General features: G+C 73.1%; 6 protein-coding genes and 1 pseudogene. All 7 read left to right on the top strand.

Going from position 1 to position 14,488, the window contains the following annotated elements; translation table 11 throughout:
* Positions 1 to 1,372: pseudogene (locus GA0070215_RS25560) on the top strand (hypothetical protein); the annotation flags it as partial.
* The gene (locus GA0070215_RS25555; protein ID WP_018788322.1) at positions 1,365 to 1,712 is read left to right on the top strand and encodes a hypothetical protein; all 348 of its coding nucleotides are present in this window, start codon (positions 1,365 to 1,367) and stop codon (positions 1,710 to 1,712) included. The pseudogene GA0070215_RS25560 and the gene GA0070215_RS25555, both read left to right, overlap by 8 nt.
* Positions 1,709 to 5,665: a type VII secretion protein EccC gene (locus GA0070215_RS25550; protein WP_018788321.1), complete on the top strand. Its 3,957-nt coding sequence runs from the start codon at positions 1,709 to 1,711 to the stop codon at positions 5,663 to 5,665. The genes GA0070215_RS25555 and GA0070215_RS25550 overlap by 4 nt, the downstream gene beginning before the upstream one ends.
* Positions 5,666 to 5,705: 40 nt before the next feature.
* Complete coding sequence (gene eccD, locus GA0070215_RS25545) at positions 5,706 to 7,100, top strand: type VII secretion integral membrane protein EccD (protein ID WP_377468613.1); 1,395 nt, start codon at positions 5,706 to 5,708, stop codon at positions 7,098 to 7,100.
* 6 nt (positions 7,101 to 7,106) lie between these two features.
* Positions 7,107 to 8,471, top strand: coding sequence for a type VII secretion protein EccB (gene eccB, locus GA0070215_RS25540; protein WP_091050770.1), 1,365 nt, complete (start codon positions 7,107 to 7,109; stop codon positions 8,469 to 8,471).
* A gap of 4 nt (positions 8,472 to 8,475) precedes the next feature.
* Positions 8,476 to 11,145 (top strand): hypothetical protein, encoded by a 2,670-nt coding sequence (locus GA0070215_RS25535; protein ID WP_091050766.1) that lies wholly within the window; start codon positions 8,476 to 8,478, stop codon positions 11,143 to 11,145.
* Positions 11,142 to 14,450 (top strand): right-handed parallel beta-helix repeat-containing protein, encoded by a 3,309-nt coding sequence (locus tag GA0070215_RS25530; protein ID WP_091050762.1) that lies wholly within the window; start codon positions 11,142 to 11,144, stop codon positions 14,448 to 14,450. Before GA0070215_RS25535 ends, GA0070215_RS25530 begins: the two co-directional genes overlap by 4 nt.
* The last annotated feature ends 38 nt before the right edge of the window (positions 14,451 to 14,488 follow it).

Raw genomic sequence — 14,488 nt, 5'->3', positions numbered from 1 at the left:
GGGTTCTGGTGGTGCTGGTCTGGGTCCGGATGTGCCGGCTGCTCCGGGTGCGCCGGTGGTGCCGGATGTGCCGGTGGTGCCGGAGGTTCCTGGTGCGCCGGATGTGCCGGTGGTGCCGGGTGTTCCGCCGATGGTTCCGCCGATGATGCCGCCGGGTGCTCCCGGGCCGGGCGGGACGGACGGTGTGCCCCTTCCCGACCTGCCGGACGCCAACGGGCTCGTCACCGGAGACGAGGGCAACTGGCAGGGAAGCGGGGGCGAGGCGGACGGTCCGGCCGCGCCGGACGGCACCCTCGCGGGCGGTCCGGGCCTGGGCGCCCAGCCGGTCGGCACTCCGCCTCCGGACATGAGCACCCTGCCTCCGGGTGCGAGCAACTCACCGACGGACGTGTCCCCGCCGTACACCGGAATGGCCCCGCCGTTCGCCGGGATGCCGGGCCTGCCCGGTCCTGCGGGAACTCCGGGCGGCGGTGGCCCGAGCATGCCGGAAACCCCGGACGCGCAGGGCCTGATCGGAGCCGATCCGGGCAACTGGCACCCGGCGGGTACCGGTGTCGACCTGCCCGGTGCCCCGGCGGGCGCCGGACCCGGGGGACCGGGGCTGACCGGTCCCGGCGTGCCCGTCCCGGCCGACGCGGCGGTTGACGTGCCGGCTGCGGACGTACACGAACCCGGGATGCCGGAATGGCCCGGGGTGCCCGGCGTGTCCGTACCGGCCCAGCCAGCGGGACCGGCGAGTGGTGGAGCCGCCGTGCCGGAGCGGCCCGTCGCAAGTGGCCTGGTCGGCGCGGACGGCGCGGACTGGCTGCCAGCCGGTGGACCGCAGCCCGGCGAACCGCATTCCGGTGAGCCGATCGCCCGAAGCGGGACGCCTACGGGCGGAGTGGGCCTTGTCGCGCCTGCGGAGCCTGCGCAGCCCCCACCCGCGGTGGCCGTTGCCGGGCTGGCCGCCGCAGCGTCCCTCGCGGCAGCGGCCACCGCCCCGGCCGGGTCGGGGCCGAACCGTAACGCCCCGGCCGTACCGGGGACGAATCCCGGTACCCCGGTCCGGGCGGTCAGCCCGCCGACGCCACCGGTGGCCCGGGAAACGGCGGTTCCGGTCGAACACCGTGGCCCCGTCGTCGGCCCGATCAGCCAGTCCGAGGACGACCGGGAGGACCCGGACCGGCCCGAGTCAGCCGAACTGCTGACCGAGCAGGCCGCGACCTGGGCGACCGAGGACCCGGACGCCGACGCACCGACGGGCGACGAATTCGTACCGGTGATCCTGCCGGACGACGAGCAGACCGACACGACCGGTTGGGACGACGCCGGTGCGTCCTGGTTGGACGGAGGCACCGGCGAGGTGGACCGGAAGGCGAACGATGACTGAGCACCTGACCGGGCGGGCGGTGTGGCGGCGGACGGCCACCGGAGCCCGGACCGCCGACGAGGACGAGCGGCTGAGCTGCGGTGGGCGGGAACCCTCCGTCGAGGAGCGGTACCTGATCATGCGGGAGCGTCGGCTGGCCCGGAAGGCCGAGGAACGCGCGCGGGCCGAGGCCGAGGCGCGCACGGCCGGACCGGCCTCCCAGCGTCGGTCCGACGACGAGGAGGAGGACGACCTCAAGGCCGCCGAGCGTTTCCGCAACGACCGGTACGCGGTCAAACTGCTCCACCAGGACGATGCCGCCTGGACCGGCGGCGGCGCCGGCCCGGGGGTGCTCGGATGAGTACGGTCACCGTCAAGCGCCCGCCGCGGGCGGCCGGTCCGGACGCGCCCGAGGGCCGGCTCGAGTTGCAGGAGCCGCCGCTGATGGCGGAGGAGGCGCCGCTGGACTTCCGGTCGTTCGCGATGATCGTGCCGATGGGCCTCGGCATGGGCGCGATGATGGCCATGTTCGGGCTGTTCAGCCGCTCACCGATCATGTACGTGATGGGTGGTGCGATGGCCGCCGGTATGTTGCTGATGGGCGTCATGCAGATCGGCCGGGCCGCCGCCGACCGGAAACGCAAGATGCGCGGGGAACGCCGGGACTTCCTGCGCTACATCGGCCAGTTGCGCAGGCGTGCCCGCGCCGCGGCGGACCAGCAGCGGCAGTACGTGCTCTGGAACAACCCGCAGCCGAGCTGGCTGTGGTCGGTGGCGATGAGCAGCCGGCTGTGGGAACGGCGGCCCAGCCACGACGACTTCGGCCGGGTACGGATCGGGATCGGCCGGCAGAACGCCATGCTCGAACTGAGTCCGCCGTCGACAAAGCCGATCGAGGACCTGGAACCGCTGTCGTCCATCTCGCTGCGGCGCTTCTCCGAGGCGTACCGGACGGTGTCCGGCATCCCGATCTCGGTGGGGCTGCGCAGCTTCACCAGCATCGAGTTCGAGGGCGATGTGGAGTCCGCGGTCGCCCTGGCCCGGGCGATGGTGGCGCAGCTGGTGACGTTCCACGCTCCGGACGAGCTGCGGGTCGCGGTGCTCGCCGAGGAGGTGCACCGCGATCCGTGGGACTGGGTCAAGTGGTTGCCGCACAACGCGCACCCCACCGCGTACGACTCGGCCGGGCCGGTGCGGTTGTTCTCCGGCCGGTACGAGGAGTTGATGGACCTGCTCGGCCCGGAGGTCGGTGACCGCGGTGACCACGACCGGGCGGCCCGGCCGTCGGCCGTCGAGCCGTTCCTGGTGATCGTGGCCCATCTGGTCGAGCTGCCGGAGAGTGCCCGCCTGCTGGGTGCCGGGATCCGCAACGTGGTGCTGCTCGACCTGACCGGTGGGATGCCGGGCGGCCCGAAGGTGCTGCGCCTGTCCGTGGCGGACGACCAGGTTTCGTACCCGGCCGGGGAAACCACCGGCACGGCGCAGCGGGACGGCCTGGACGTGACGGCGAGTGAGGCACTGGCCCGGATCATCGCGCCGAAGCGGACCAGCGGCACCCTCGACGTGGTCGACGAGCCGATGGAGTCCAGCTTCGAGCTGACCACCCTGCTCGGCATCCGCGACGCCTACACCTTCGACGTACCGGCGTTGTGGCGGACCCGGCAGCCGCAGCGCAACCGGCTCACCGTGCCGATCGGGGTCACCGAGGACGGCGAGGTCATCGAGTTGGACCTGAAGGAGTCGGCGCAGGGCGGGATGGGTCCGCACGGGCTGCTCATCGGGGCGACCGGGTCCGGGAAGTCGGAGCTGCTACGGACGCTGGTCTGCGCCCTCGCCGCCACGCACAGCTCGGAGATCCTCAACCTGGTGCTGGTCGACTTCAAGGGCGGCGCGACCTTCCTCGGCATGGAGAGACTGCCGCACACCTCGGCGGTGATCACCAACCTGGCGGACGAGCTGCCGCTGGTCGACCGGATGCAGGACGCGCTCAACGGCGAGATGACCCGACGTCAGGAGGCGTTGCGGGCCAGCGGGTACGCCTCGTTGTTCGACTACGAGAAGGCGCGGGCCGCCGGTGCCCAGCTGGTGCCGTTCCCGGTGCTGTTGATCATCGTGGACGAGTTCAGTGAGCTGCTCTCCAGCAAGAGCGAGTTCATGGACCTGTTCGTCTCGATCGGCCGGCTGGGCCGCAGCCTCGGGGTGCACCTGCTGCTCGCGTCGCAGCGCCTCGACGAGGGCCGGATCAACCGGGTGGAGGGGCACCTGTCGTACCGGATCGCGTTGCGTACCTTCTCGTCGATGGAGTCCCGGTCGGTGATCGGGGTCGGCAAGGCGTACGAGCTGCCGCCCGAGCCGGGCAACGGCTACCTCCGGCTGGACACCACCAACCTGGTCCGGTTCAAGTCGGCGTACGTCTCCGGCCCGTACACCGGGACGGGGGCGGTGCGGGAACGCCGCGACGACGAGCCGGCCCCGCTGCGGGTCGTCGAGTTCACCGGCCGGCAGGTCGACACCCGGCACGACCCCGGCCGCGAGCGGCTGATCGCCGCCGAGCCGACCGAGCTGGCGGAGGAGGCCGAGGCGGCGACCGGGCCGACCCTGGTCGAGGTGCTGCTCGACCGGCTGGCCGGGTCGGGGCCGCCGGCCCGGCAGGTCTGGCTTCCGCCGCTGTCGGCCGCGTCGAGCCTCGACGCGTTGCTGCCGAGCGTGGTGCCGGACCCGGTACGTGGGATGACCGTGGACGACCCGGACGCGCAGGGCCGGCTGCGGGTGCCGGTCGGTGTGGTGGACCGACCGCAGGACCAGCTCCGCGAGCTGCTGACCGTCGACCTGGGCGGGGCCGACGGGCACGTGGGCATCGCCGGTGCGCCGCAGAGCGGCAAGTCGACGCTGCTGCGCAGCCTGCTGCTGGGCCTGGCGTTCACCAACACCCCGCAGGAGGTGCAGTTCTACGGGTTGGACTTCGGTGGCGGGGGACTGTCGTCGGTCGCCGGTCTGCCGCACATCGGCTCGATCGCCACCCGCATGGAGCGGGACCGGGTGGTCCGCACGATCCAGGAGATCGGGCAGGTCATGGAGCGGCGGGAAGCCGAGTTCGCGGCGCGTGGACTGGACTCGATGCAGAGCTACCTGGCGGCTCGCGCGCGCGGTGACATCGACGACCCGTTCGGGCATGTCTTCCTGGTCATCGACGGCTACTACACGATGAAGCAGGACTTCACCGAGCTGGACAGCCGGTTCCAGGAACTCGTCTCGCGGGGGCTGTCCTTCGGCATCCACGTGATCATCACGGCGACCCGCTGGTCGGAGATGCGGACGTGGCTGCGTGACCTGATCGGCACCAAGCTGGAGCTGCGGCTCGGCGACGCGATGGAGTCCGAGGTGGGCTCCCGCAAGGCGGCCACCGTGCCGAACCAGCCCGGCCGTGGCCTGACCTCCGACGGCCTGCACTTCCTGGGCGCGCTGCCCCGGATGGACGGCAGTACGCAGGTGACCGACCTGGCCGAGGCGACCAAGTCGGTCACCGAGGAGATCGGCACCTTCTGGTCCGGTCCGCCGGCCCCCAGCGTACGGATGCTGCCCACCGTACTGCCGGTCGAACGGCTGCCGGACCCGGAACCGGGGTTCAGGGTCTGCCTCGGCCTGGACGAGCAGCGCCTGGCCCCGGTCTGGCACGACTTCATGACCACCCCGCACCTGCTGGTCTTCGGGGACAACGAGACCGGCAAGTCGAATGTGCTGCGTCTGGTGCTGCGGGCGATCCAGCGACGCTGGACCCCGGAGCAGGCGAAGGTGGTGCTCGGCGACTCCCGGCGGGACCTGGACACCGCCCTGCCGGCCGCCTACCAGGTCGGGTTCGGTTTCACCGGGGACAAGCTCTTCGAGCTTGCCGGGCAGGCCGCGGTGTCGATGAACCGGCGGGTGCCGGGCCCGGAGATCTCGTCCGAGCGGATGCGCAGGCGGGACTGGTGGGAGGGGCCGGAGCTGTTCGTCGTGGTCGACGACTACGACCTGATGACCAAGAGCGGTGGGGTGGGCTCGACGCTCGAACCGCTGCTGCCGCTGCTGGCCCAGGGCCTGACCATCGGTCTGCACCTGATCGTCGCCCGCAGCACCTCCGGCGCGATGCGGGCCATGATGGACCCGGTCATCCGCCGGCTCTGGGAACTCGGCACGCCGGCGACCCTGCTGTCGTACCCCAAGGAAGAGGGCAAGTTCCTGGGGGAGGCGGCGCCGCGCCGGTTGCCGCCGGGACGGGCCCAGCGGGTCACCCGCCGCGGGGTGTCGCTGATGCAGACCGGATACGTCGAATGAGCCTTCCGGCTTCGAAGGGAGTACGCGGGTGACCACCGCGATGCAGGGGCGGTTGTGCCGGATCAGCGTCGTCGGCCCGGACCGCAGGGTCGACGTGGCTGTCCCGTCCACCATGCCGGTGGCCGCTCTGCTGCCGATGCTGCTGCAGCACGCCGTGCCGGACCGGCGGCCCGAGGGCGACGACACCGGGGGCGCCTGGGTGTTGCAGCGTCTCGGCGCGGCCCCGTTCGACCTCGCCGCCACCCCGGAGAGCCTGGACTGGCTGGAAGGGGAGGTACTGCACCTGCGCCGGGCCGAGGACCCGCTGCCCGAGCTGGACTTCGACGACCTCGCGGAGGGCATCGCCACCACCGTCAACCGCCGCTCGGACCGCTGGCAGCCGGAGTACCGCCGGCCGCTGTTCCTGGTGCTGTCCTCCGTCGCGCTGAGCCTGCTCGCCGTGCTGCTCACCGATCGGGGTCCGGTGCTGGCGCAGGTGGTCGCCGCCGGTGTCCTCGCGGCGGCGTTCCTCACCGCCGCGCTGGTCTACGCCCGCCGGGTGGCCGACGGCGTGTTCTCGCTGCTCTTCGGTACTGCCGCCGCGGCGTTCGCGGCGCTGGCGGCCGCCGGCGCGGTGGACGGGGATCCGACCGGGATCGCCGTCACCGGACCGGCGGTGCTGGCCGCCGCGACCGCGGTGGCCGGGGTGGCCGCGGTGCTGCTGCTGGCCCAGCGGACCCTCACCCCGCACCTGCCGTTCGCCCCGATGCTGGTGTTCGCGGCGACCGGCACCGCGACCAGTGTGCTGGTGCTGGTACACCTGGCCTCGTCGCTGGCCTGGCACCAGAGCGCCGGCATCGCCGTCACGGTGGCGCTGACGGTGGTCGTGGTGGCGCCCCGGGCGGTGGTGAAGTTCGCCCGGCTGCGCGGGCCGCAGCTACCGAAGACCGGCGCCGACATGTCGTACGACATCGAGCCGGTCCCCTCCGACGTGGTGCGGGAGCGCACCGACGACGCCGACACCTACCTGACGGTGACGATGGTCAGCGTCGCGCTCGCGCTCCCGGTCCTGTTCGATCTGGTGCTCGCGACACCCGGTTGGGCGGGGTGGGCGCTGGTGTCGACGGTCGCGAGTGCAATCCTGCTGCGCGCGCGTACCTTCCTCGGGTTGTGGCAGCGCGTCGCGCTGACCGCCGCCGGTACGGTCGGGTACCTGATGGTCCTCGATCGCTTCTCCCAACTGCTGCCCGACGGATGGCGGTGGGTCCTGCTGGCCGGGTTGCTGGCGGTGCTGGTCCCGCTGGTGCTGGCCGCGATGCGGCCCTGGCCGCGGCGGCTACTGCCGTTCTGGGAGTACACGGCGACGTTCCTGGACGTGGTGACGGGGGTGGCGGTGTTGCCGGTGCTGGCGCAGATCCTCGGCCTGTACGCCTGGGCCCGCGGGTTGTTCGGGTAGGCCGGGGTGCAGACGCAGCGCGACCACGTCCACGCCCACACGTTCATGATGGGCCGGCTCAGCTCGGCCCTGGTCGAGGGGGATCCGACCGGGGCGGAGATCCCCGGCCGCCGCTCCCAGACCGGCCTGCTGGCCGGGGTCGTCGTGCTGGTGCTGGTGCTGGGTGGCTTCGCGGTCTACGGCTGGATCGTCCCCGGCGGCAGCCGGGCCTACCGGCAGGCCGGCGTGATCCTGGTGGAGAAGGAAACCGGTAACCGGTACGTGGTCGTCGACGGGGTCCTGCACCAGGTGCCCGACCTCACGTCGGCGATGCTGATCCAGGGCGCGGCGGGTCAGGTCAAACTCATCTCGAGGAACTCGCTGACCGACGTGCCCCGGGGGGTGCCGCTGGGGCTGGTGGGCGCCCCGCGGCAGATGCCCGCCGCCGACGCGTTGACCCGGGGCCCGTGGCTGGCCTGCCTGCCCGGCTCGGTGGCACCCGCCGGGGGCAACACCGGCCTGGGGGTCCAGCTCGCCCCGAGCGGCCCCACCACCGTCCTGCCACCGGACCGGTTCCTGGTGGTCCGCGACGGCGCCGGGGTGCGGTACCTGCTGGCCAACCAGCTCAGGTACCGGATCGACGACGAGGCGGTGCTGGTGGCCCTCGGTGCTGCCGCGCTCGACCCGCCGCCGGCCCCGAAGATGTGGCTCGACTGGCTTCGGGGCGGCCCGGCGCTGGCTCCCGCCGAGATCGCCGGGGCGGGCGAGACCGGACCTCCGGTCGGCGGGCGGCGGTACCCCGTCGGCACGCTGTTCCGGCAGCGCGCGGAGACCGGCTCGGCGCAGCATTTCGTCCTGCGCCGGGACGGGCTGGCACCGATGAGCCGTACCGAGTTCCTGATCGCCGACGCCGCGACCACCCAGCCCCCGGTCGAGGTGGGGTCGGCCGCGATCGTCGACGCCCGCCGTTCGGCCGACCGGACGCTGCTCGACCGCCTGCCCGACGTCGCGTCGTGGCGGCTCGCCGAGACCGCCGACCAGGCCGTCTGCGTGCGACAGATCCAGGTCGGGCCCGAGACGGTCGCCGGCGTGGTGGTCCTCGCTGCACCGGGGGACTCGGGGGTCACCGCCGACGGGACGGCGACCGTGCAGGTCCGCCGCGGCTCGGGGATGCTGGTGCTGCCGGTGCCGGCCGCCTCACCGGCGGCCACCCGCCAGCTCGCGTTCATCTCCGACGAGGGCCGGGTCCACCGCCTGGCCGACGAATCCACGGTGGCGGCGCTGAAGCTCTCCGGCGTCAGCCCCGTGCCGTTCCCGAAGGAACTGCTGTCGGTGCTGCCCCAGGGTCCGGTGTTGAGCCGTGGAGCCGTTACCAGCCTGGCGGAAGGGTGAAGGCATGTCCGTGATCCGTGGTCTGCTGCGCGGCCAGGGCGGCCCGGCCGGCGGTGTCGTCCAGCACACCGTCGGTAACGCGATGGTGTTGCACGCCGAGGAGACGATCAGCGCCGAGGCGCAGTCGTTGGCGTTGACCGTGGTCGAGGACGCCGACAACGACGTGGTGGTGCTCGATCTGGGACACAGCCTGCCGATCGGATCCTGGGAGTCGATGGCGCTCGTGCTGCCCCGACGCCGCCGAGGCATCCGGCTGATGGCCTGTGGGTCGTACGGCGACACGGCTGCGATGGCCGGGCAGTGGCTGTCGGAGCGGCTGAACCGCACCGTCATCGCCCCTGACGGTGAGCTGATCCGGGGCGCGGGCGGCGGGCTGTTCGTGCACTCCACACCGAACAGTGGGTGGATCAGGTTCCGTCCGGGCAAACCGCCTACCTGGGACGCCAAGCGCTACCCGGCCCCGATGTGGGACAAGGCGGCGACCGAGCGGCGGGCGTCCAGCTCGACCGGGGAGATCGAGCCGTTGCCGGGTGGCGTCTGGATCCACGACGTACGCGACCCGGAGACGGTGGCCGAGCATCGTCAGCGGCTGGTCACCGACGTTCCGTGCCAGCCGGAGGTGATGACGGTGCTGCTCGGCTGCCCAGGCACCGCGCCGCTCTCTCTCGACGACGTGGTCCGCTTCTGGCGTGGCCTCGATCCGCAGAGCCGGGACCGGGCCCGGTTCGTCCAGTACGGCGACGTCCGTCTGCCGGAGGGCGAGGCGTTCGGCCAGGCCCTCGCCGACCTGCTCGCGACCGGTGTCATCTGCTACACCGGCGTGCCCATCGGTGCTCCGTACAAGTACGAGATCCGGGCGGTACGCGCCGACGGCGTGCTGGGCTGGCAGCCGTTCGCGCTGGAGCTCGGCTACGTCCCGCGTTCGCGGGACACCGTGAAGGGGCGGCGTCCGGCGGTGCTGCGCCACCGTGCCCCGCTGCCCCACGTCGAGGAGATCGAGAGCCGGACCTACTGGTACGCCCCGGACGCCGTGATCGAGGTGGTCCAGGCCGGGCTGTGGGTGCGTTCGGCGCAGGTTCCGCCGAACGCCGACCAGATCCGTGACCTGCGGCTCGACCCGGAGGGAAGCAGGCTGGTCTTCGACGACTCGGTGGCCGACCGTACCGGCCGGATGCGTGAACTCGCCGAGGACCTCGCGGCCCGGGTCGAGAGCAGCACCGGCCCGGAGCACACGCTGCTGTCGACGTCGGAGCTGGTACGGCAGCGGCCGGCGGGCCGGGCGGAGGCGGTGTTGGTCGCCACGGCACCGCCGATCGTCATCCGGGCGCCTCGGGAGGCACCGCAGCCGGCCGTGACGGCCGTCCCGGCACCGATGGCCGAGGCCGTCGTCCATCCGGCGGTGGCGGTGCGACCGGTCCCCGCGCCGGTAGCGGACCGGGTTCCGCCGGTGGCCGCGCCCATCGCACCGCCGGTCCCGGTGGCGGAGCCGGCGACGGTGGCCGTTCCGCCCGTACCTCCGGCAGCCGTGCCGGTGCGTGCGGAGCCGTCGTCCCACCCGGAACCGGCCGGGCCGCCGCCGGTCCCGATCGGGCCGGTCGCGGTGCCCGAGCCGGCGGTGACCCCCGTGACGGCCCGGTCGGTGGCCGGCACCGAGCCGGTCGCCGCCCCGCCGGCTCCGGTCGCCCCGCCGGCTCCGGTCGCCCCGCCGGGGATGGCCGCCGCGGAGCTGGTGGTGCCGCCCGCTGCGGCGCCGGACCGGCCGGCCGGCGCAGCGCCGCCCCCAGCTGTCACCGCTGCGCCACCCCGACCCGCGCCGGGCCCGGTGGACCTGGGGGTACGGCACCAGCCGGTGCCCGCCGCGTCGGCGTCCGCGCTCCTGCCCAAGCGCCGCCAGCTCGACGACGAGCGGGCCTGGCTGCGTCGCGCGCTCAGTCGGGATTTCGACACGATGGCCAGCTCGGTCGCCCGGATCATGTCCGAGCATCCGGGGCTGCAGGGTTCGGGAGGTGTCAGTGCCGACGACATCCTCGCCGACTCGGTGGCGGTCCGCCTCTACCTGTCCGGGCGGGGCGCTGCTGTCGACGTCGGCCTGCGGTCCGGGACCATCGGCCCGCACGTACCGTTCGCGCGGTGCGTGGTCGCGGGGCTGTCCCGGCTGCCGTCCTACCGGGGCGCGGCGATCTACCGCACCTCGCCGCTGGCCGCGGAGTGGGCGTACTACCGGCAGCGCCGGCCGGTCACCGACTGGTCGTTCGTCACCGCGCTGACCGCGCCCTGTTCGGGGCAGCCGGGCGACACCGACGTACTGATCTGGTCGATGACCGCCCGTCGGACGGCGCTGCTGGAGCCGGCGGGCGACGACCGGGTCGAGGACCGGGTGCTGTTCCTGCCCGGAACCCACTTCAAGATCCTGGAGTTGCGGGAGCCGGCGGGCGACCAGCGCGGCGCCATCCTGATGCGCGAGATCGGGGCCACCGAGATCGGTCCGGACGGGCGAGTCGATCCCGGTCGGGCGTCCTTCGACGAACTCGCCGCGACATCGCTGCGGCGCAGCCTGAACCGGTGGGCCGAGGCCGAACCGGCCCGGCGGGTCGGTTCGGCCGCCCGGGACCGGTTCGGCGTGCTGCCCGGCCTGGACCGCCGCCCGGCGGATGAGGAGGTGAGCGGGGGATGACCCGACAGGTACTGGTGGTTGGCGGGGGCAAGCCCGGCGCGTACCCGACGATCGGTGCCGCGGTGGCCCGTGCCCGGGCCGGGGCGACGATCACCGTCCATCCCGGCCGGTACGCCGAGAAGATCGTCGTCGGCGACCGGATCACGATCAGCGCGGCCGAACCGGGCTCGGTGGAGGTGCGGGTCGAGGAGGGCAGCGTACTGGTGGTGCACGGGGACGGTGCCCAGTTGCGCGGCATCACCCTGGCCAGTGCCGATCCCGCCCTCGCCGCCGTCGACGTCTATTCCGGTGAGGCCGCGCTCGACCACTGCGTGATCAGCGGTGCGTCCTGGACGACGCTGCTCGCCCGGCTGCAGGGCTCGGTGGCCCTGCGCGGCTGCGAGATCCGCGGCCCGGCCGGGAGCGGGGTGGTGGTCACCTCGGCGGCGCCCAGCACCATCGAGGACACGGTGATCAGCGAGGTGGCCGGGTCAGGGGTGGTCGTCACCGAGACGGGTGTGCTGACCCTGCGGCGGTGCGCGGTGCGGGACACCGGCGCCAACAGCGTCTGTGTCAACGGCGACGGGCGGTTGACCGTCGAGCAGGCCGAGATCAGTGGGGCCGGCAAACCGGCCGTCGTGGTGGAACAGCGGGGCTGGGCGCGGATGGGCCGGTTGACCGTCACCGACAGCAGCAACGTCGACCTGTTCCTTCGCGGCGCCGTCGACGTGGTCGTCACCGACTCCCGGTTCACCGGCGCGGCGGTGCAGTCAGCGCACATCGCCGACGGCGCTGCGCCCCGCTTCGAGGGTTGCCTGTTCGGCGGCGCCGGACACAGCGCCGTGCACGTCACCGGAGCGGCCCGGCCGGTCTTCACCGACTGCACGTTCGCCGACACGCCGATCGGCATCAGCGTCGCCGGATCGTCCGCGCCCCGCTTCGCGGGGGCGACGATCCGGGGTACCACGACCCACCTCGCGGTCGTCGACGAGTCCGCGTCGGCAGTGGTACAGCGGCTGCGGGCCGAGATCAGCTCCGGAGCCGGACTGCGGGTCGCCGGTGGTGCCGCGCTGGAGGGTACCGACCTGGTGGTGGCGGCGGGTCCGGCGCTCGCGCTCGAAGTCACCGAGGGGGCGCGTGGCGCGGTGCACGAGGCACGGATCACCGGTACGGCGGCGAGCGCGGTGGTCGTCGGCGGGGGTGCCGTCCTGGAACTGCGGACCGCCCTGATCCGGGGTACCGGCGTCCGTGTCGAGCACGGCGAGCTGCGGCTGCGGGACAGTGAGGTCGTCGAGGCGGCGGGCACCGGGATCGAGGTCGGCCCCGCCGGGGTGATCTCGGCCACCGAGACCCGCGTCCGGCGGGCGGGGCATGCCGGTGTCGCGTTCGGCCGGGGCGGCCGGGGCGATCTGACCGACTGCGAGCTGCTCGGCAACGGCACCGTCGGAGTCGACGTGGACACCCCGGAACCGGTGACGTTGCTCCGCTGTGTCGTGCAGGACAGCGGCGTGGAGGACGTCCGGCGGGTCGCCGACGCGCAGCTGACGGTCGAGGGACTGAGTTCCGACCGGCCGGCGGAACCGGTGTCCCCGGCGGCCGGTGGGCCGGCGTCCTCAGATCCGTCCGGCGGGGACGAGCAGGACGGTGGTCCGCCACCGGCCGTGCCCGAGCTGGGCGGACCGCTGGGCGAACTCAACGGCCTGATCGGGCTACGGGAGGTGAAGCACGAGGTCACTGCGTTGATCAACCTGATCAAGATGGCGCAGGTGCGGCAGGAGATGGGCCTGCCGATGCCGCCGATGAGCCGTCACCTGGTCTTCGCCGGCCCGCCGGGAACCGGTAAGACGACGGTGGCCCGGCTCTACGGGTCGGTCCTCGCCGAGCTGGGCATCCTCACCAAGGGCCACATGGTCGAGGCGGCGCGTGCGGACCTGGTCGGCCAGTACATCGGCTCGACGGCCATCAAGACCACCGAGCTGGTCACCAAGGCGCTCGGCGGGGTGCTCTTCATCGACGAGGCGTACACGCTGTCGGCCGGGTCGGGCGGGTCGGGACCGGACTTCGGCCAGGAAGCCATCGACGCGCTGATGAAGATGATGGAGGACCACCGCGACGAGCTGGTGGTGATCGTGGCCGGCTACTCCGAGCTGATGCAGAGATTCCTGGCCTCCAACCCCGGCATGGCCTCCCGGTTCACCCGGACCATCGAGTTCCCGAACTATTCGGTCGAGGAACTCGTGACGATCACCTCGAACCTGTGCGGCAAGCACTACTACGAGTTGACCGACGACGCGGTCGAGGCGTTGCGGACGTACTTCACCCGGGTGCCGAAGAACGCGACCTTCGGCAACGGCCGGGTGGCCCGCAAGCTCTTCGAAGCGATGATCAACAATCAGGCGTCGCGGCTGGCCACCACCCCACCGTCGAAGGACAGCGAACTCAACCGGCTCACCGCGCTGGACCTGGTTCCGGAGCTGGAGCTGCTGGACACCATGCCGGTGGCGGAGTCCGACCAGCCGGACTCCGCCCGCAATCCGGCCGCCGCGATCAACGCCGCCCGGAGCTGGCGGCGGGTCTGCGACCTGGTCGGTGTCGCCCCGGTGCGGGACGCGGTCGGCGCGACCCTGCTCCAGCTCTGCGAGCTGCGGAACCGGCGACGCGGGTACGGCAGACACGCCAACACGGTGATCTCCGGCCCGTCCGGCAGCGGGCGCAGCGAGATCGCCCGCCTCTACGCGGCGGGCCTGTCCGAACTGGACCTCGTCCCGGTCGGGCAGCTGATCCGGGTGGGCAGCCACGACCTGACGCCGCAGTGGCCGGGCCAGACCCGCAGCCTGGTCGAGGCGGCGCTGCGTGACGCCGAGGGCGGGGTGCTGCTGGTCGACTGGGCCGACGACGGCACCGGCGCCGGGCCGGAGATCATCGAGCACCTCGTCGCGGAGACCCGCCGTACCCCCGGCGACCCGGTCGTCGTGCTGCTCGCCGAACCGGAAACGGCGACCGCGCTGAGCCGGGCCGTTCCCGCCGTCGGTGAGATATTCGGGCAGCACTGGTCGATGCCCGCCTACTCCCCGGAGGAACTGGCCGAGATCGTCGTGCGGCATCTGGTGCGCCGCGGTCACGAGGTCCCCGACGATGTCCGGGCCGCCCTGGTGGGTCTCGCGGCGGGACTGCCCGCACGTACCGTCCGGGCCGCGCACCTGTACTCGTGGCAGCTCACCCGCACCGCGGCGTCCCGCACGCTGGCCCTCGCCGACCTGCACGGCGTGACCGCCCGACGCGTCGCCACCAGCGAGCCCGCCGTCGGCCTGGCCGCGGTCGGCTGAGCCGCCCAACGGCCGCGGAACCGATCCAACGGAGGCGC

It is taken from the genome of Micromonospora marina, from assembly GCF_900091565.1.
Classification (GTDB): domain Bacteria; phylum Actinomycetota; class Actinomycetes; order Mycobacteriales; family Micromonosporaceae; genus Micromonospora; species Micromonospora marina.
The sequence above is the reverse complement of the archived record's forward strand: the minus strand, read 5'-3'. Positions and strand labels throughout refer to the sequence as shown.

Bases quoted from the DNA above. Each gene is read 5' to 3' on its own strand.
- GA0070215_RS25555 (WP_018788322.1), top strand. From the start codon at position 1,365: ATGACTGAGCACCTGACCGGGCGGGCGGTGTGGCGGCGGACGGCCACC.
- GA0070215_RS25550 (WP_018788321.1), top strand. From the start codon at position 1,709: ATGAGTACGGTCACCGTCAAGCGCCCGCCGCGGGCGGCCGGTCCGGAC.
- eccD (WP_377468613.1), top strand. From the start codon at position 5,706: ATGCAGGGGCGGTTGTGCCGGATCAGCGTCGTCGGCCCGGACCGCAGG.
- GA0070215_RS25535 (WP_091050766.1), top strand. From the start codon at position 8,476: ATGTCCGTGATCCGTGGTCTGCTGCGCGGCCAGGGCGGCCCGGCCGGC.
- GA0070215_RS25530 (WP_091050762.1), top strand. From the start codon at position 11,142: ATGACCCGACAGGTACTGGTGGTTGGCGGGGGCAAGCCCGGCGCGTAC.